Origin of the sequence: Paenibacillus sp. FSL H7-0943 (assembly GCF_037963265.1) — a bacterium.
Taxonomy (GTDB): Bacteria; Bacillota; Bacilli; order Paenibacillales; family Paenibacillaceae; genus Paenibacillus_AQ; species Paenibacillus_AQ odorifer.
Genome location: NZ_CP150148.1, coordinates 2,460,122 through 2,480,159 on the forward strand (window position 1 = coordinate 2,460,122; position 20,038 = coordinate 2,480,159).

Sequence of the window (20,038 nt, forward strand, 5' to 3'; positions counted from 1 at the left end):
ATGGAGGCTTTCGCTTTAATTCCAGGAATGCAATTTAAAATGGATGATGACAAGTATCTTATTCGTAAATGTCTCGAAAATGACGATATTGAACTTTCAAACTTATCGTACAACAGCGTGGAGATCTTTTCAACAAATGAATTGTTAGAGGCATGGTATGAAAAGCGGCTTATTCCAAAAAAAGAATTAACTATTCAATTGCTACCACGCTTGATGGATCCAGAACTTATTTCAGATGAAGAAAATAAAATCATGGAGAACCGCTTCAAAGTTTTAGAACCAGTTATTAAAGGATATATAAAACCAGCGGATATTGGAAATTACGTAGATTCGTTACCAGTAGAGTTGAAACTTAGTATTAGTTCGGTTTCCATGCTATACAAGTGGAAAAAGAAATATTTAGAGACAGGTGATAAAAGGTCTTTAATTTCTACAGGGCGGTATCAAAAGCGCGGTTTTTATACGGATCCAATTATTATTTCTCTCATTGAAAAAATGCTTCGTGATGAAGAGAGAACAGGATTAACGACAACTATTCGGGATAAACATATCAATTTAAAAGGAAGTATTGAAGATCTCAATAAATTTCGAGAAGAGAAGGACCAGATTAAACCTTGTGGCCTAGCTACTTTATTCCGTATTGTACAAGATAGAACTAATAGTCGAGCAAAAGATCGATCAAGACATGGACCAGTACAAGCAGCACTAAATATGAATGGTTCGACTTCAGAGCTAGTTGTAAAACGTCCATTAGAACGTGTGGAAGTTGACTGGACGCCTATTGACTTACTTATTGTTGATTTAGAAACATTAAAGCGAGTGCGTTATTATCTCATATACGCAATAGATGTATTTAGTGACTATCCTCTTGGTTTTTATATTTGCCCTAATGAGCCGGATACAAAAGATATTTTGCAGTGCCTCCTACATGCAATGTTACCTAAACTTCATCTAAAAAAATTATATCCAGATTTAAAACATGATTGGACGGCTTTCGGTGTTCCCGAGGTAGTGGTAGTAGATAATGCCAAAGCAAATGAATCAGGAGACCTTAAGGAAATATTGGGTTTAATTAATGTCGAAGTGCAATTTTGTCCTGTTAAAACAGGACACTATAAAGGAACGATCGAGAGAGGTTTGCAAACGATTAATCGTATTTTGCAGAAATATCCAGGATCTACCTTTTCAAATCCACAAGAAAGATCCCAATATAAGTCTGAAGAAGAAGCTTGCATTGATATGCTTACTCTTTTAAATATCATTCATATTATTTTTATTGAAAAGATTGCCAATGATTACAGTTTGGCTGTTGGGGGAACTCCTGATTTTGTATGGAGGGAAGGCCTCGAAAAACTAAAAGTTCATAGAAGAATACCTTTTAGTAAAGAGGAGCTAATTATACTTTTGGGTTCAGGAACAGAGTATCGGTCAATTTCCAATAAGGGAATTAAAATTCAATCACAATACTTTACTAGTCCATCGCTTATGGAACTAGCTGATAGAAAAAAACGAAGAAAAGATGAAGAAGATGTCAGAGTACGCTTTAATAAGGCTGATATGAGAATAATCTATGTTTATGATGAAGAAAATCAGCAGTATATTGAGGTGTATTCTACAAAGAATAGTCTGCAAAATAAAAATATTAATGATTTGTATCCGGTCCATTATGAGCAGTTGCATTCTATTTCTTATAATAATGGGAAAAATTATCGTGATTTTGATACATCTGATTTATATCATGCAGATCAAGCCATTAAAAGACTAATTACTGAAAGTGCGGGGAGATTAAAGGTAGTCGAACAATTACCTAAAGATGAGCGTTCAGAAATAATGTCGAAAAATTTGTCAGCAGCCCATGTTACATTTGATGCTCAATTAGCACCTAATGATTTGGAGTCTATCCGTTTAGTGGATGAGGCATCAGAACATATTAAAGATTATAAAGAGAAGTTTAAAAGGAAGAGAAAAAGTAAAGCTACCTCCTCAGACAAGAATACAGGAAACAAAAAGTCTAGTTTTAAAACACCGTCAGTGGAGCAAACAACTATTGTTGATACTTCTTTGGAAATGGACTTAAAGCCATATGATACCATTTATAATATGAATGGTGAAGGGGATGAATAATATGACAAAGATGTTTTTTGAATCACTTAATGGTAAACGGATATCTGAAAAGGAGTTTAATATACGATATGCTCATATAGAATCTTTAAGAGTAGTCCATCCAAAGTTTTCCGAAATTACATCAGAAGTGACTAAAATCCATAATCTCTCAAAAGCCAATGTTAAGGCAGAACAATTATGTATTATAGGACAAACTGGTGCTGGTAAGTCATCTATTATAGAGCTGTATGCATCCAAATATCCACATGTAGAGGAAGACGAACGAACTCAAATTCCGGTTTTACTTGTCAGCGTTCCTCCAAGAGCTAAATCTCCTAGGGTCTTGGCTTCGAAAATACTTCGTGAAATGGGAGATCATTTTTTTGATTCTGGCTCTGAAGAACATATGACTCATCGTATCTGTAATTACGTCGATAAGTGTGGTATTAAGATGATACTTCTAGACGAATTTCATCATTTGATTGATAGGGATACAGATTACGTCCTTGCAAGTGCCTCTGACTGGCTGAAAACATTTATAGACAAGGTTAAAATTCCTGTGGTGCTTGTTGGATTACCTGAATCGGAGCGAATATTCTCATATAATGAACAATTAGATGGACGGTATCCTAATCGCATGGTGCTTCCCCCTTTTTCTTACACCAATAAAGAGGATATAACTGAATTTAGACGATTTCTCGTATCTATTGATAATAAATTACCATTATCAAAGCTTTCAAATTTGTCGGACCCTGAATTAGCAGCAAAAATATTTTATTTCTCTTTTGGTGTTCCAAGATATGTAATGAACTTACTTAAAATTGCGACTGAAATCTCCCTAAATAAGGGGCAGGATCTAATATCTGAGATAGAATTACGAGGTGCATTCAACAGAATTACTCGGTCTACACGTCCATACGCCATAAATCCATTTGAAAATACAAAATTTCATTTAATGGATGAGATTGAGAAAGAGAAAAAACTCCATGAACGGCTTTTTCAGTCTGAGCCTAAGAAAGGGAAAAGAAAATGATTTTCTGGTTATATACTAAATCAAAATGAATACTATTTTCTCTCCTGATAAGTAAGTGAGTAAGTATGTGAGATCCCTACTAATTCTAGTAGGTTTTTTTTGTTTTGTCCTATTAGAATAAAGCATTAATTAATCGGAAATACTAGAGTTAGAACGGTTTTTATGGGGGGAGAATGTTGCGATTTTTATTAAGACCTAGGATTAATGATGAGGAAAGCTTAGTGGGTTATGTTGAACGTATTTCCACTCAAAATTGTTATAAAGATAGTTTGGGTATTTATCGCCTTCTTCATTCTTCCACAAGAGATTTACAAAATAATATGTTTTCTAATGTAGATGCGATAATTTTAGGAGATTTAACTGGTAAACTCATTGATAATTTAACGTCGAAAAGTTATTTTCAATGGATTATTAAGCATCAGTCTAGCAGTAATTATGTTTTGAGGAATCAAATAAAATTTTGCCCAGAGTGTGTAAAAATAAAGGGAATTCATAAATACATTTGGGGATTCCACCCAGTTTGCATTTGTCTAGAGCATCAACGAATTCTTATTAATCTTTGCCCGAAGTGTAATAAAAATATTACTTTAACTGAATTATTAAGATCAGGCGTATGTAAAAAATGCAGTTGTAAAATCCTAATTGATGCTAATAATAAATCAATTCTTTCACCTGAATATATTTCTTCACAGACATTAATTCAACAGTGTTTTCTTGGAGGGAATCCGTTACTTAAAAATACTACTATAAGTAATGCAGAAGATTTTTTTAGCTTAGCCAGAATATCCTTTCATATTCTGGAAGGTCTCCAAAGCTTTTTAAATGAAGAGCATCTCTTAATTAACACATTTACAAATAAGCGAAATGGAAACTTAGATAACCAAAAAAACTTAATTTCGTGGGGAAATTTCGTATGGATGTATGATGATTTTCCTATGAATTATTATCAGGTACTTAATGAGTTTTCAAAAAAGAGTAGGAAGACATTGTATGAGCAGAAAAGCAGGTATGAGGAAGGGCTAGTAAATAAAGAGTTTTCAATAATAAGAAAGGCATATGAAGATTTTTGGATTGGAAAGCTGAATGAGGGAAGTATCAGAAAAGATTTTTCAATTTTTAAATCTAATCAACAATTAATAAAAAAGCGCATTGCTTTAAGAAGAGAAGAAGTTAAACACGCTACGGGAATGGGCTACGGGAAAATGAATAGACTCCAAGAAATCGGAAAGCTTGATTTGAAATTAAATGGATTTGGCAATCAACAAAGGTATATTGTTAACCAAGATTCACTCAATAAAGTAATTGAAGATCGAAATACCTACATACATAAACATGAGGCTGCAAATATTCTTGGTATTACAAGCGATTCAATTACTCTTTTGATTAAAGCAGAAATTCTCCAAGAGTATGCAACTTCATATGCACATAACAAAATGATATTAAAAAAAGATATAGAAGATCTGCTTCAGGAGTTTTCTGGTACTTACCAACGATCTTTTAGGGGAATTCCATTTCACGATGCACTAATCAAGTATTCTGTAATTGGACTTAAAATAGTTGATCTAATTCGTTTTACAAAAGATGGAATTTTACATCCAAGAATAAAGTGTCACAATGGAACACTAGCTGACGTTTCATATTCGGAGTATGAATTGGAAAGATGTATTACATTATTGAAAGAGGAACGTAGGGAAACAAAAGGATATTATTTCTCCGAAATAATGAAAATACTGCATGTAGGCGAGAAGAAATTGAAGTTGTTACTAGTTGAGAAGCAAATTGAACCAGATGAAATAATTATTTTTAGAGATGGACGTAAAAGATATCTGTATTTTCTCTCAAAAATTGAAGAGATAAGAAAAGCATTGAGATGAATATCTGAGGTTTTTACAGAGCAAAGATTCTGATTAAATAATAAAACGTGGGATTGAAATGATTCTTTAGGAGCTTTATGATTTACTTATATATTTGCTATTTACTTACGGGGAAGTATGGCAAATATTAAAGGGATGTCAACTATTACAACAGCAATTCTTTATTGCCTAGGTATAGTTCAGAAGATATTTGAAATAAATCAATTCATTAAAATATGAGAAGAGTAGGGTGTTATGGAAACATGATATTATTGAAGGAGAAAAAACATGGAAAAGATGCTAAATCCATACTTTGTTGTTGATGAAACTATATATTTTACTGATCGAGTTGAAGAAGTATTTGTATTAAAAGCTGAAGGTGGTACACAAGCTAATGCAATCAGCAACTTATTAAATGAAGCATATAACGCTGCTTATCAGGATGGTCTTGCTGCTTCTTTAAGTGAGGTGTCTAGAGAACTTAATCACAAATTGATAACTTTATCAATTGAAAATACTCGATTAAAAAAACTGTTAAAGATGAACGAATAAATTTCACCATCTCAATGAAAAGGCCAATAGGCCCCATTTAAGGGCTATCGGCCTTTCGGTATAAAATAAGGTAATTGATTTTTAATTAAGAAGGATGTGCTGCTTTATCGTATTAAAGCACATTGTTTATCATTCTTTGCCCTCAAAATAATATTAATAGTAGTCGCACCAATCAGGTTGGAATTCTCCAGTTGCTTTTTCAACAGCACTAATCCAATCTGCAATTTCTTGTAATTTGATTTGAAGTTCTTCAATAGACATCTCATCCTCATCAGCTAAGTACCATAGTGTTTGAAATGCGTACCTCACGCCCTCTTTTGGATATTGAATTGAGTCATGATCCAAGTTGTCAATCATGGAGCCAATCCCATCTTTTTTTGAAGAACCATTGATCGATAAATGTGAAACAAACCACCCATCAGTTCTCCGTTCAACAGAATATGTATCATCGTGGCCCCAGCGCCTACTGAATACTCTAAATGATAACCTTTTATTTAAGTTAATATCTCCTTTATAGGAGTTAAATGGAACTATTTTTCCTGTTAAAACATGGTAAAGATCTTCCAAACTATGATAGTGATTATAGTACTCAGAAATATTATCTTCGGGAATCATTCCTCTATTGATCATGATTTGTTCGGAGAATTCTGGAATTGAGAACCAGTGAAGATCTTCAAGAGACGAAGCAAAGGTGTTATAAAAAGAGTCGTACTTTTCACTACTGTCAGATTTAAAGATATTCTTCAAATAATCTTCACTGAATGATTTAAAGAGGTCTATATATTTTTGTGGAATTTCTTTAGAGTTTGTAATCGCATTGAAATGTTTGCTGTTCATTTCAGCAATTTCTTCAGCAATGTTCTTTTTAAATATATAGTTTTCTCCTTTTTTTGCGAAAAAATATTTAAGTGAATTTTGTAAATCAGATTGTCTAAAGAAAAATAACTTTACAATGGCATCTTCAGTGAATTTATCCTCAATTTTGAACTTCTTTTTTGTGTATTCTCTAACCATAATCATTTTTAAATTACGTTGTCTTGCCTCTAGTTTAGTGACCTCTTTTCGCATGTCTTGAACCTACCCTTCATACTTGTCATTAATATATTGTACAAATCCAAAAAAGTCAGGATAAACAGTCATAGAGTTAATGTTGAGACTTTCAAGTTGTTTTCTTATTTTATTTTTATATTCTTTTGGTATTATGAATTCAAGAGAATGAGAATTTAGATTAGTATCATAATTTGTATTTTCTTGTTTCCAATAACTAGCTTGGGTCAACTCGTTCAAGAATTCTTCAGCTTCCCTATCAACTATTATCCCATCTAAAGGGAAAGTTCTTTTGTATGTAGTTAATGCATCAATAATATGATTTAAGTCTGGCAGAGCTATTTTTTTTATTTGATCAATGTCCAATAAGTTTTTATTATTATATTTGTTAAAAAGTTTAGTTGATTTAATAATCTCCTCCCTAATGTATTCTATGTAGTTTGGTCGTATATCTATCTGTAATGAGAACAAGCCACGTTGTGCTTTCAAGCGTTCATTTTCTATGGTACTTTCAATAAAAATTGATTCTGATTGAGCCCCCCTAAAAATAGAAGCCAGAAGTTTAATTGACTGTGAAGTTAGTTGTATCCTATTGAAATCCTCATTTAAGTATGTGGATATCTGTTTAAATTGATCCTGGTCAAACTCGTAAATAATATTAGGTTTATATGCAAATATTTTCCCGTCATTTTTATTATCAGAGCATGCAAAAAATAGTGGAATTAGAGGATTTCTACTCCAATCGAGCAGTCTAGTGGGGATTCCGTAATGTTGCATATGAATTAAATTATCTAAAAAATTCGTACTTGTAAAATCATCAAACCTGTTTTTCCTAATTTCTCTGTAAATATCATATTCCTTATTATGATTATATCCATTCCTAAAAATACTTGCTCTTAGAGACCATGTTTTATCTTTTTGTCCTCTAAAAACAAAATCGGAAGTATCGTTAATTACATCAATGATTTCGATGTAATTAATTAAACTATCTACTTTTAATACACAAATTTCATTCATTGTGCTATTTACTGGCATGTACCTATTTTCTGTGTAAGTGATTGTGTCTAAAAGTGCATTATCAAGAATATCACTACTCAGTAGAGTTCGCTTTAGTGTGCCATTTTTATTATTAAAATAATATACCTCTGACTTTAGGTTTGTATCTTTACTGATATACCAAATTACAGCTTCATTAGTTTGTTCTATAAGCCTTGTAATTGTTCTAGAATTTTTAATTATTTTTGTTGAGATATATATGTATTTTTGCAAGTTATATCTGGCCTCCAAAAACAATGAAATTATGTTCCTTTATAAGGATAATTTATAAATATATTATACAACATTTTACATAGAACGCGGTTATAAAGGATAAACCTATTTTACATCTTATGAATTTGGTAAGGGAAGACTCAATGAGGAAAAAACTAAGGTTATTTAGTTTATTTTCCACAAAGGTTTAAAATTTGAATGATCGTTTATTAATTATTATAGTCTAAGCTTTAACTTAGTGTATAAATGATGTGATAAAAATAACTTGCTCGTTTCCTTAATAAGTTTATGTGATTGGAGGGAAAGATGAATAAGTTATTAAATAAACCACAACCTTTACATCCTACTCCTTATCATGATGAGAGCTTAAGTGGATATTTATTAAGATTTTCATACGTAAACGGTATACCCGCAAGATTTCTGTATGGGAAATTAGATTTATTTAATGAAAAACGAACAATAAAAAGTTATTTTATTGATTTGGATTTCTTAAATAAAATAGATTTAGAAGTTTTGAAGAATATAACAAATAATAGAACTGCGGATATATTAAATATGACAATAGCTAAACATACAAGCCCGGATATAGTATTTTGCGGGAATCGTATTTGTCGTGATGACATTGAGATTGTGCGAGTGAAAATTTGTCCTTTTTGTTTATTGGAAAGAGAATATTTTAGGAAGATTTGGCTCCTGGGTAATGTGACTGCATGTCCGCAGCATAAAGTTGTGTTAATAGATAGTTGTAGTATATGTTCTGAGCAAATATCTTGGAGAAAAGGAAATATATTTTTATGTCGCTGTGGACATCAACATAAAAAAAGTCAGGTGGTTTTAGCCGCAACTGAAACGGTTAATTTTTCCGAATATATCTATTCTATGTGTGATTTGTACAAAGGGAAGTTAACATTTAGAAATAAAAGTGAATTTATAGATTGCGACTTGTTAACTCTAAATAGAATGCATCGGTTTTTAGGAAGAGAAATAACTACTGGGCTGAGTATAGAGAATAAATATAGGCGTGGGGATATTTCACTTTTGGAATATGTACAAGTTCAACTTAATGTAATTCGAATTTTAAAGTCATGGCCCGATGGATATAGAAAATTCCTAAATTCTTTGAATTTGACAACGTATTCGAATTTATATTATTTAGAGAGATCTCTAATGAAAACTCAAAGAGTAAATGGTTACTTAAAACCTCTTATAGAAGAGTATCTATTATATGTACAACCTATAAAAGAAAAAATAGCACAGGAAGAAGAAGAAAAACAAAAAAGTGAAATAAAAGAATTTGAAATGATGGTGGAAAAATTTATAATATATGAAAAAGAACTTTCTTTAAAAAGAAAGACACAAGGCCTTTTGAATATAAACGAAGTTGGAAAAATATTAAAATGTCAAGAATGGCATATTAAGTTTTGGATGATGAAAGGGCTATTTAATAATATAGAAGACGGGCTAGGCAATTTAATTCCTCTAGTAAGCTTGAAAAAATTTAAAAGAACATATATAACCTTGAAAGAAATACAGAAAAAACTTAATACTTCTTATTCTCAATTATCCAGGAAAGGCATTGAACCAGTGTCGGGATTGAAAATTGATGGTGGTAGAATGTATCTGTATCAAAAAAAAGATATAAAAATACTGTTTAAATAGGTGTGTAATTATTGTAAACTATCTATCTCTGGTAGCGTCAAGAAGTTTGTGTAAGAGAGTAGAAGTACCTTCCCGGGTTACGGGTTGGGGGTGTAGGTGTTTCTGGGGGGCGGGGGGACCCCGCCCCCCAGAAACAGGATGTCTCCGCTACTCCTCTTCGGGTGTAGGCAAGGAGGGATAGCGCGCTTCATATAGCTCATGTAGCTTCTTTTTGACGGGTTCCATACCAAAGCCAGGGACTACCCGCTGCGCATGACGCTCATTGTAGTCGAGCATTTCCAGATACACGATTTTCTCGGCCGCATCCTTATTCGTCAAACTGTTCATCGGTTTGAGGCGCTTGCGGATTTCCTTGTTCATTCGCTCAATGGGATTCGACGTGTAGATCGCTTTGCGGATGGACTCCGGGTACTTGTAGAACGTTAGTAGTGTGGACAACTGCTCCTCCCAGGACCTCATTTCCTTCGGATATAACTTGTTCCACTTGGCTTTGACCGTATCAAATGCAGCCTGGGCCACTTCCTCATCCGGTGCGGTATACACCGTCTTCAGGTCTTCCAGGACATCGGTTTTGTGCTCGATTCGGATTTTGGGGAATGTGGCTCGTACTTTGTGCACCACACAATGCTGCACATCCGCCTGCGGATATGTCTCTTTAAAGGCAGCGTCGAGCCCGGGAAGCCTATCAAAAACACCCAGCAGCACTTCCTGCGCTCAGCGGTTGTACAGGTCTTTAAGGACCTCCCGCCAGCCGTTCGAACTCTCTTGACCTCCCACATAGAACCCGAGGATTTGACGTTGCCCCATTTCGTCGATGCCCATCGCAAAATAGACAACCTCTCCACGGACGGTGCCCCGTTTGAGCTTCACGTACAGCCCATCCAGGTAGATCACGGAGTAGCGCTTGCTCAGTGGTCGTTTCTGCCACTGGTGGATATCGTCAAGGACGGTAGCGGTAATGTTGCTGACGGTCGTTGGAGAGTAATGACTCCCGAACATGCTTTCAATAAAACGGGCCACATCCCGGGTCCCCATGCCCGATTTATACATCTGGATCACAGCTTCCTCAAGCCAACCGTCCCGCCTTTGGTACGGCTCAAACATCCGAGTTTGGAAGAGACCCTGGCGGTCGCGGGGAACCTCCAGATCCTCCAGGTTGCCGTATTTCGTGTACAGGTTTCGCGTTTAGTATCCGTTGCGGCTATTGCGTGTACCTGCTTCCTCACTGGACATGAACGCCTGGGTTTCAGCACGCATAATGGATTCCATGTTCTCTTTTACAAACTGAGTGACAAGATTTTCAAATAGATTATTCAGCGGGTTTTCGGGTAAAATAGTCATCGAGTAGGGTTCCTTTCTTGGTGGACTTCGCAATCCCGAGAATACCCTACTTTTTTGTTGCCTGACTAGACTCCAAATCTTGGTACACAACTTACTTTACGCCATCCTATCTCTCAAAAAGTGGTTTAATTTTTGCACAAAGTAAGTTTTAAATCATAATAAAACGCCCTTATGAAGGGAAATAACCAATTACAGGAGACTGATTTACGAGATGCTTTTGACAGAATTACGAGGTCTACCCGTCAATATGCAATAAGCACCTTTGGAAATCTTAAGTTTAATATAACAAATGATATTGAGAAGGAGAAAAACTATTTGAAGACTCACGTAAGAAGGCTAGATGAGATAAGTATATTGGCAATACTAAATAGATAACTCTTCAAAATAATAATTGTTAAAGCTCTGCTATATTAGTAGGGCTTTTTGATATGATTGTATGAATAATTCTTTTCGCATATGGAAAAAATAAATACTAGATTCGGAATTAGGAGGATAAAGGATGCAGTTCTGTTGGGGTCTTAAATAAATAATGAAAAAAGCTTGGTAGGTTATACAGAACGAATTGCTGCCCTAAATCAATATAAAAGCAGTTGAGAATGCGTTATGGACTTTCTATAGTTAAAGGTGCACAACGCGGATCACTTAATTAATTCAGGAAGATGGGAGATGATTTTATGGATAATTCAGGTGTCAAGCACATGATGAATAAACCGTATATTAAAGATGTTATTTGTGAACTTAACCTTTTGGGACATGAAGATAATCGCGCTAAAGAAGTTTAATCAAATATTATAGACCGTTAAAGAGAAGATGTGGTTTTAATCTAAATGCTTATGATTTTGCTAAAGAAATTGATGATCTTCATAGAGCAGTGAGTCGAGAATCCGATTCTTCTGACTCAAATCAGATCTATATAGGGCATTTAAAAAGCCGATTGGAATCAAAAAAATGAAGTTAATGATTCAAATGATATTGATTAATTATTGGGGAGTGTCAGTAAAATGAATTATGATGATGTTTATAAATTACATCTCCAATTACTAAGTGTCTACGAAAAAAACGAGAGGTATTCAGCCTCATATCAACAGCAAATTAATTATTATAAAAGGCAACTATTTATGTTTACTGAAGATAATGTTCAACGGATTTTTGTGTTAAATCAATTGCTGAAAATTCATGAAAAAACTAGAGCCTTGCTCGTTAATCGCTGTGCGGATCATTACTTTGTTAAAGAAAATAATGAGAATAATTAATTTATATAGAATGTAATACTGTAAGTTATAAAGCTAATGGAACAGCATTTCTTTCGAGTTAAAAGATCAGACCGTCAGTTTAGTGATAATTTTAAGATTTCTCAATAGCCTAAAGGTTGTTTGAGTCAGCTTTTTTAAATGTTTAGAAGTAACTATCTAGGCCCCTTTTTAAGGCAACGCAAATAAGGGGTGCAGCACTCCTACAAAGAGAATATGATAGAGGGAAAACAAAGTTCCTTTTAAGCGCGGATTGAATGCTTTTCTGCAGTGGAAGAGAATGTTTTTTCATGCTGGAGAGGAAACCTCGTTACCGGCAAAAGGTTTGAGCTCCTTGTTATCGAATTCACGCCTAATTGCCCGGTGATCGAGCACAGCAGTGTGAGCGATCGCCCTTTATCATGTTGCTCTAATTAACCTTAGTTATTGAAAATCTTATTCACTAGCAGTACTCCAGTTTAATTCTCTTAGTACAATATCATTAGTTAGTTTAGAAAGTAATACTACATTAGCCTCTTTTTCATTAGGTATCAAATGTTGTCTAAGTTCAACTTGATTATTGAATAACTTATTGAATGTTTCAGATAAATTACTAAGATACAAATCATTGTAAATTGTGGTTTTTATAATTAAATCATTTACGTAGCGCTTATGATAAGAGTTATATATATCTTCTATATGGAAAAGATCGTTATTGTTATTAACCTTTTCTTTAAGAGCCCGAGAAGCTTTAGTAGTATTTATTTTGAGATCATATTTGAAGCTTTCACCAATTATTGCTGCGTGATAATCAAGATTATCTTGTTGGTATAACTTTTTTTCAAAAAATACTTCCTCTCCAAAACATTCTTCAAAAGGATTTAAAAATTTGTTGTAATACATCGTTTTAGTGCCCTTGAAATCTGAATTGCAAATTTTACAACATGGAATTAAATTGTGAATAGAAATGGCCAGAAAGGGATAGGTTGCCTTATCAAAATAGTGATCTAAAACAGGACGTGTTTTTCCTTTCTCCGTATTATAATAAAAAACAAACTGTGAATTACAATAAGGACAAATAGTAATATTTAGTTCTTCAACATATTTATAAGCACACCAAAGATTATTCACCCCTATTTCACGATTCACAAACTCTTCGTAGTCTTTAACAAAAATTTCATTGCATTTGCCCAAAAATTCAAGCCATTGATTATCATTGCCCTCAAACAGAAATAGCTTTTTCTTGTTTAAAGCAGTTATTATTCTATAAAGTTCTGATGGATTTCCTATTAAGATAGTGTTTAAGTTTTTATGTAAATAAGTTAGAAGCCTTTTTACCTTGACATCGGTAGTTTGTTCAATTTCCCCCTCTAATTTTTTCCTGCATGATATCCTACGGGTTGTTTTTTCCTCTGTGCCATTTCCGAAAAGCAGGTGTTGATTTAAAATCCCTTTATTCAAAATAAGTTTCATCATTGCTGTAGTTTCCTTAGCTCATCTATTTGTTTTTGTAAGTTGGCAATTTTATCATCAATATTTAATACATCAGTTCCAATTTTATCTTGTAATATGCTTATAATCTTTTTTTTGATAAGTGGCTCTCCAATAATATCAATTTCATTCTTTATGATTGTTTTATTCAATTTTAATTTTTCAATGTCTGTACTTAAAATATAATCGATAAGATTGTTGATTTTATATTTTGCAAAAGATCCACAGAGACCATTCTTAATGAAAAAAGAGTCTATAAGCAAAGTATGTATATTAGAGGCAAAAGTCTGGATGTTTTCATCAAGTCCTTTTCCGGTAATTGTTTTACCTTGAATATCTTTTTTTAGAAAGATGACATGATTTCCTGGTAGATCAGACAACACGAAGGGGGAATGAGTTGTTAATATTACATGTATTTTAGAATGAATAAAGATGAGCGTTATTATATTTATAAATAATAGAAACCATTCCTTTTGCCATTGCGGATGAAAATACAGATCACCTTCATCAATTAAAATTAGTATGTTCTTTTTGATATCTTTAGACTCGGCATGAAAGCGTCCGAATAATGTTAGCAACGCATGCTCACCACTACTTAACTCGGACCAAAAAAAATTAAGATACGAGTAGTTATAGGTCGTCCAATGATATAATTTTACAAACTCTTTTATGTATTCATTATTTGTTCTAATTGTTATTGATAACTCGTTTTTTGGATCTTTTATATAGATTTTATTGAATAGCTTAGTTAATTTATTACGACTTTTAATTAGTTGATCAATTAGTTTTTTGCATGTAACAATTACTTCGACTTTCTTATCTTCTAGTGATTCATACTTTTTTATTTCCTCAATCTTTTCGTGTAAAATTTCTTTAAGAGTTTTATATAAACTTTTATTTTTTTCAGGAAGATGCTCGAAAAATAAATCTTTCGATGCATCCTCAATTGCATCTCGAATAGTGTTTTGTAAAAAAGAAGTTGGAATTAATTTTTTTATTTGTACCAATAAATCTGCAAAAAAGGACATTAGTAAATGCTGATGGAATAGTCTTTGAAAATAATCAAAATTATAAGTGGCCACGATACTTGGAAATTCTTCATCAATATTGCTCACGATGGAGTAATATTGATCGTTCTCTGGATTAATTTCATACTTTTCATCATCTTCATAGTGTACATTAAACTCGTCTATTGAAATTGTAATAAATTCCGGTACATTTAGTTGTGTGTTTGAAATCAAATAATCCTCATATTCTTTTAAGAAAATAAATTGTTTGGTAAAATCAGACTTTAAAGATTCCGCGAAACTATTATATCTAGTACTTATATAATTTGTAGATAAATTAATAGGTTTCATATTAGTATCACTAATTTCGAAAGAGTTATCAATGGCTCTGGCATCATATATGTTTGAGAAAAAGATAACATTACAATCGGAGTTTGGTCTTTTGTTGTGATATAAAAGACCGTTTAAAGTGAAATTGTTTTTGATATTTTGTTTTTGATCTTCAATAGTAAGTATGTGGTTTTCAAGATTCTCAAGGTAGTAAAGATGGTTATCAACGGAATAAATAATTAAATATCTTGATTCAGGACTATGTGTTCTGATAGTTCCATCAAAAACACGGAGGATAAAATCTAGCATTGTTGATTTTCCTGTTCCATTCTCTCCCACTATTCCTGTGACGTTAAGTAAGTTAGCACGGTTTTTTTGATCTATTAAATTGAAAAAAGAGGGTATGAATTTTTCATTAATCATGTAGCTAAGCCTATTATCATCTAAAGAATATAAGTGTGCTCCACCGAAATTACACTGAATTTCCTTCATGTTTTTATAATTTTTAATTATTGCATACAGTATGTTCAATTTGAAGACTCCAATTCCAATGAGTATATGTATTCTATTTTAAAAAGTAATTCCTGTTTTTTCGTCAAACTCCGGCTCAATACCATCAGTGCTTGAAAAAATACTAAGTTCTTAATAGTTCCTAAAAAATGGAAAAAAATCCGCCAATCCTGTATTGTTGTAAACGTTAGTTGAATAGCAGCGGCAGTCTAAGACTTATATCATAAGTCCTAGACTGCCGCTTTTCTCAATATTACTGTCATTAGGTTCCAATGGCTTGTTGAAAAAAAGTGAAAGTTCTTAAATGGGCATTAAAAGAAACTATTGTTATAAATTCCTTGCAATTTCAGCATTCACCGGTTGGACAATTAAAGGATATTCATCCCAAGTTCTGCCCTGCAATAGGCGGCCTGTACGGTGTTTTTGAACCCCACCCCATTGTTTAAAGAAGAATGCCACATTTTGCAGCTCACACTGTTCCTTGATGGATATTACCCACTCTTCCTCCATTGGTCTAGCTCCATATCCAGATTCTCCACCAACAATAACCCAGTTGATACCTTCCAGATTAAGATCTTTTAGAGGTCCAATTAAAGGCTCTATAGAGAGGAACTTGATAAAAGCTGGCGTTTCTCTTAAATGATCAATTCGATGTATTACTTTCTGATTTTCAACACTAACACCTAGCCAAACATTAGGGGGCCATGGGAGTTCAGGAGCAAGTTGCAGCAGACGATCCGAACGTTTAGTTAATACCTGAAAAGTATGCCAAGATGCTTTTTCCATGACCGAAAATACTTGTTGTATAAACTCTAAAGGAACATCGTTATGGAATAAATCGGACATAGAGTTAACAAATATTCTTCGTGGCTTCTTCCATGATAATGGCAGCTCTATTAAATCAGGATGTAAAGTTAACTTAAAACCATTTTCATATCTTGGGTTTCCCATAGCATGGAGGCGTTTTGCCATGGTAGCCGCGTAGCAATGACGACAACCTTCAGAAACTTTTGTGCAGCCCGTTACAGGATTCCACGTGGCTTCAGTCCATTCAATACTGGAAGATGTAGACATTTAATAATCCCTCCTGGGCCAAGTATAGCATAAGTAGAAAAAATTAGGTTGTTAAAAGAGGCGAATTTGCTCATATGTTTCTGGGGGCTTAACTATGTTTGCAAGAAAAGAAGGTGGCAACGAAGAAGTTATAATATTATTCTCAGCGAGATCTTTATGGTCTTTGAAGGCTTTATTTGTTGTCTTAATTAAATTTTTATTAGTCGTAAATAATGTTTTAGCAAAATGAGTGATCGATTTATCATCTTTAACAGAATCAAATAGCAGCGGAGAGTTTTGAAGATAGAAATCAATGATTTTTGCATAGGTTACATTTGGCTTTTTATTAAAGTGAGTAAAAAAATCGCTAACAAAATTTTGATACTCATAAGACTCATGACGATTAAAATCGGAAAATAAATCGTCTTGAAGATGAATAGTATCTATTCGATGTTGAGCAACATACGTATCTTCGGCTTTAATTCGTAATTCTTCGAATTGAACCATCGATTTTTTCATTTCTATTAAGCCTTTACGATTTCGGGTTACAAATACTAAATGGAAGTAAATATTATTATTAATCTGACTATGAATTCTTTTACTTAGTGTATAGACATTAGATCCACATGACTTGACCTGAGTTTTATATAATTCTATGATATCATCTTCTAATTTCAAAAGGTCTTTCATCGTTATATTTGATGGTGTATCAATGTTTAGATTTTTTAAGCGGAGATACTCTGAAATGTCAAGGGGAAGGGTACTAACTCCAAAAAAATTGCATAATTCCTTCTTACTGGATTTAATAGGTAAATTTCTTACGAGGGAATAGCTCATCACATTAATTAAAAGTTCATTAGATTGCTGCTGGAGGATTCGGTGCATATCTGTCATATTGACGCCTTTATATCCAAAAGGGTCAATAAAATAAAGCGTTGGCTTGCCCTGAGTAAAAGAAATTATACTTTCCAAATGCTCTTCAAACTTTCCTGGAAAGTTTTTGATTTGATGCGGATGTGAAGAACGAAGTTTGATTTTTTCAAGTTCATCATAATATTCTGAATTATATTCCACATTATAAATATTAAATCTTAAATTATTTCCGTACTCCTGTTGCAAGATATTTTGAAAATAGAGGAGACGGTTTATTGCAATTTGTGGAGAACCCCAATGCCCATCATCGAAATATCCCCGACCGGCAAACCCATCAACGAAATTGATAGTTCTAATACTCTTACCATGATTTGCGTTTGCAAAAACCTGGCTCCAGTTTTTCAAATAGTCTTCAAGAAGAATGTGTTTTAAATGAGTTTGAATGTCTTTCTGATTAAAATGATTATCCCCTTTTTTAGACATGAAATTCACCTCAATAGGTCTAATTTCACAGATTATACCATGAATAAATTGACTTTGGATATAATCTTTGTATTAAAATGGAAGTGTGCTATAAAGGGGGCCATTTATATTGAAACTGCTTTACTTATGATATTGGTTATACTTTTTGAACCATTAATTTTTCAATGTTAGGAAAATTTGTTATCCAAAAAAAAGGAGAGGATATTCTAATGAACATTATTAATGTCAATGAAGAAAGGGATTTAATGATTGAATTTCAGGGATTGGAAAATATGGATGTAAATTATACCTTTTATTATGATGAAACAAATAACGGTAGAAAGTTTCATTTAGCGGATGGGAGGTTCAATATTTCAATTGATCAGAACTTTATTTTAGGAGGTATTGTTTACGAAGGTCAAAGTAATGATATTGAACCAACTGAGTTATTTCAACGTTTAGATTTACAGAAGACGATAAACGAAGTTAAATTTAAACATATTGCCTCGGGTGATTTTATTAATGTACTGAAATCAAAAAAAATAAATCTGATTTTAAAATGGATATCCTCAAAAAAAATATACTTACATTACACCAATTTGAACCCTTTATATTTTGGAATCGTTGATATTATTGATTCTGCAATAGTGTCTTCAGAGACAACAAAAGCCTTTGATATTGGATATGCAAATCTTGTGAAAAATGAACTTTACATTGCTCTGAATAAAAATATTGAGAAGACTGAAGAAATTTTCTATCAGTATGGGTATCCTAGCATTGATGAAGATAAAATTGTAGAATTTTTGGATGATATTATTGAAATTATAGAACCATATAGATACATTCAAAAAAGTCACTTAGGAATTGAGACGGCAATTCAAATTCTTAAAGCTTCTAGAAGAAATAAAAGCATGCCCTTTATTCAAGATGAAAATAAACATGTTTTAATGCAAGACTATTCTCCATTCTACATGCAACCTTTACGTATGTTTAAAAATTCAATGCATTATTTTGATAGAGAAGACCACATCGAAAAAATACTAAAGCAATACAAATTTGTAGATGAAAAAAAGCAGTTGGATCACTATAGTTTTATTGATTCCAAAAGTAATAAATTTATACAATTATCTGATATTATGATGGGGTTACTTGGGAAATTGTATGCTTTTATCAGACGAAATTCAGAAGAGGACATTAAATACATTATCAGTAACCTTGGAGAGCTAGAAAAAGAAAATTTGAATCTTTTAAATGAAATTACATGGAAATCGCATGAGAAGTGTAAAGGGTTTCTATTAAAGATAACAAGTGATGATGAAAGAATAAAAGAGCAAATTGTGCTGCCATGAAGAAACGTATAGGATGATATTCGGTGTGAATTAACAGTACATATAAAAGATTATGCTGTGTGATTAGGAGTGTTTATTATCAAGTACTAGTCTTCTTAGTAATTGATTAATATCTATTGAGAGGTGTATATATTAAAGGGGATTTGAATATACTTAAATATAGAACCATCGAATAGGCGAAGCTTGCTGCTGAGACAAAGACCGTATACTTGTTATTGAGTTACAGTCTTTGTTTTTGTGTGTTCAAAATTCAATATAATCATTCCGAAGTTACTTGAACTACTACTGATATGGTTATCATTTATGAATTTATAGCGTTACCACTGAGCAATATATGCAAGGATACTTGCTAAGTTAATCATTGAAAAAGATGTTTGTATATATAATACAAACAAATGTTCTATTACAGTGTTTGCTTGTTATTACCAACCTATCCAGTCCAAAGGTTGATGGAATGAGTTGTCCTCATTTTGATGGGAATCTTGTCCAAAGCCCATTATAATGCCGTTTCATAATGCTACTTTGACAGGTCGAAATGTCCAATTTCTTCTGTTTTCTAGCTTAAAAGGCCCCTGTCGGGCAGCTTTGGCCATTTCACCCTACCTGGCGGACATTGACGACTAACTTTTTATGGGAGAATAAGGAAATTACTTGATAGACGCCCCCTTCCGTCCCCCTGGGGGGAACACGCAGGGGCATTCTCCCCTGCACCCCGTTGCTCACCGCGTGGCAAGCCCAGCAAGGGTTTAATGGGCAATGGGATAGCCTCGCAGGTTGGAAACACCCGTCAAGGCTAAGTAAACGCTTCGCGGCCTTGACGGCTTCAGGGTCTCGGTCAACAATTCCAGCTATTCTAGGATAACCTATCCCGTCATAT

13 protein-coding genes and 1 pseudogene are annotated in these 20,038 nt (G+C 33.2%); 7 read left to right on the forward strand and 7 right to left on the reverse strand.

Features of this window, described 5'->3' with window-relative positions; all coding sequences use genetic code 11:
- The 4 genes from NSQ55_RS10620 (at position 1) to NSQ55_RS10635 (ending at position 5,541) form a co-directional block, all read left to right on the forward strand.
- Positions 1-2,124: a Mu transposase C-terminal domain-containing protein gene (locus tag NSQ55_RS10620; RefSeq protein ID WP_339173098.1), complete on the forward strand. Its 2,124-nt coding sequence runs from the start codon at positions 1-3 to the stop codon at positions 2,122-2,124.
- A gap of 1 nt (position 2,125) precedes the next feature.
- Entirely contained in the window at positions 2,126-3,136 is a 1,011-nt protein-coding gene (locus NSQ55_RS10625) for a TniB family NTP-binding protein (RefSeq protein WP_339173100.1), read from the forward strand.
- A 173-nt stretch (positions 3,137-3,309) separates the two neighbouring features.
- Positions 3,310-5,010 (forward strand): TniQ family protein, encoded by a 1,701-nt coding sequence (locus tag NSQ55_RS10630; RefSeq protein ID WP_339173102.1) that lies wholly within the window; start codon positions 3,310-3,312, stop codon positions 5,008-5,010.
- 267 nt (positions 5,011-5,277) lie between these two features.
- On the forward strand, positions 5,278-5,541 hold the full coding sequence (locus NSQ55_RS10635) for a hypothetical protein (RefSeq protein ID WP_339173105.1): 264 nt from the start codon (positions 5,278-5,280) through the stop codon (positions 5,539-5,541).
- Between the two features lie 153 nt (positions 5,542-5,694).
- On the opposite strand, the gene NSQ55_RS10640 is transcribed toward NSQ55_RS10635, so the two are convergent.
- Positions 5,695-6,609, reverse strand: a complete 915-nt coding sequence (locus NSQ55_RS10640; protein ID WP_036689462.1) for a hypothetical protein — start codon at positions 6,607-6,609, stop codon at positions 5,695-5,697.
- 9 nt (positions 6,610-6,618) lie between these two features.
- Positions 6,619-7,857 carry an FRG domain-containing protein gene (locus NSQ55_RS10645; RefSeq protein WP_339173108.1) on the reverse strand — a complete coding sequence of 413 codons (1,239 nt, stop codon included), beginning with the start codon at positions 7,855-7,857 and terminating at the stop codon, positions 6,619-6,621.
- 306 nt (positions 7,858-8,163) lie between these two features.
- On the opposite strand from NSQ55_RS10645, the gene NSQ55_RS10650 reads away from it, so the two are divergent.
- Positions 8,164-9,516 carry a TniQ family protein gene (locus NSQ55_RS10650; RefSeq protein ID WP_339173111.1) on the forward strand — a complete coding sequence of 451 codons (1,353 nt, stop codon included), beginning with the start codon at positions 8,164-8,166 and terminating at the stop codon, positions 9,514-9,516.
- 147 nt (positions 9,517-9,663) lie between these two features.
- Here the strand turns inward: NSQ55_RS10650 and NSQ55_RS10655 are convergent.
- Positions 9,664-10,857 (reverse strand): annotated as a pseudogene (locus NSQ55_RS10655) (IS256 family transposase).
- Between the two features lie 1,001 nt (positions 10,858-11,858).
- Here NSQ55_RS10655 and NSQ55_RS10660 point away from each other — a divergent pair.
- A complete protein-coding gene (locus NSQ55_RS10660; protein WP_339173114.1) occupies positions 11,859-12,110 on the forward strand; it encodes a hypothetical protein in 252 nt (83 codons plus the stop codon).
- Between the two features lie 432 nt (positions 12,111-12,542).
- On the opposite strand, the gene NSQ55_RS10665 is transcribed toward NSQ55_RS10660, so the two are convergent.
- The 4 genes from NSQ55_RS10665 to tcmP all read right to left on the reverse strand — a co-directional run bounded on the left by NSQ55_RS10665 (position 12,543) and on the right by tcmP (position 17,833).
- Positions 12,543-13,562, reverse strand: coding sequence for a hypothetical protein (locus tag NSQ55_RS10665; RefSeq protein WP_339173117.1), 1,020 nt, complete (start codon positions 13,560-13,562; stop codon positions 12,543-12,545).
- On the reverse strand, positions 13,559-15,445 hold the full coding sequence (locus NSQ55_RS10670) for an AAA family ATPase (protein ID WP_339173120.1): 1,887 nt from the start codon (positions 15,443-15,445) through the stop codon (positions 13,559-13,561). Before NSQ55_RS10670 ends, NSQ55_RS10665 begins: the two co-directional genes overlap by 4 nt.
- 306 nt (positions 15,446-15,751) lie before the next feature.
- Positions 15,752-16,498, reverse strand: a complete 747-nt coding sequence (locus tag NSQ55_RS10675) for a phage Gp37/Gp68 family protein (protein WP_339173123.1) — start codon at positions 16,496-16,498, stop codon at positions 15,752-15,754.
- Positions 16,499-16,549: 51 nt separating this feature from the next.
- Positions 16,550-17,833 carry a three-Cys-motif partner protein TcmP gene (gene tcmP / locus NSQ55_RS10680; protein ID WP_339173126.1) on the reverse strand — a complete coding sequence of 428 codons (1,284 nt, stop codon included), beginning with the start codon at positions 17,831-17,833 and terminating at the stop codon, positions 16,550-16,552.
- A 209-nt stretch (positions 17,834-18,042) separates the two neighbouring features.
- Between tcmP and NSQ55_RS10685 the strand changes: the two genes are divergently transcribed.
- Positions 18,043-19,161, forward strand: coding sequence for a DUF3800 domain-containing protein (locus NSQ55_RS10685; protein ID WP_339173129.1), 1,119 nt, complete (start codon positions 18,043-18,045; stop codon positions 19,159-19,161).
- The last annotated feature ends 877 nt before the right edge of the window (positions 19,162-20,038 follow it).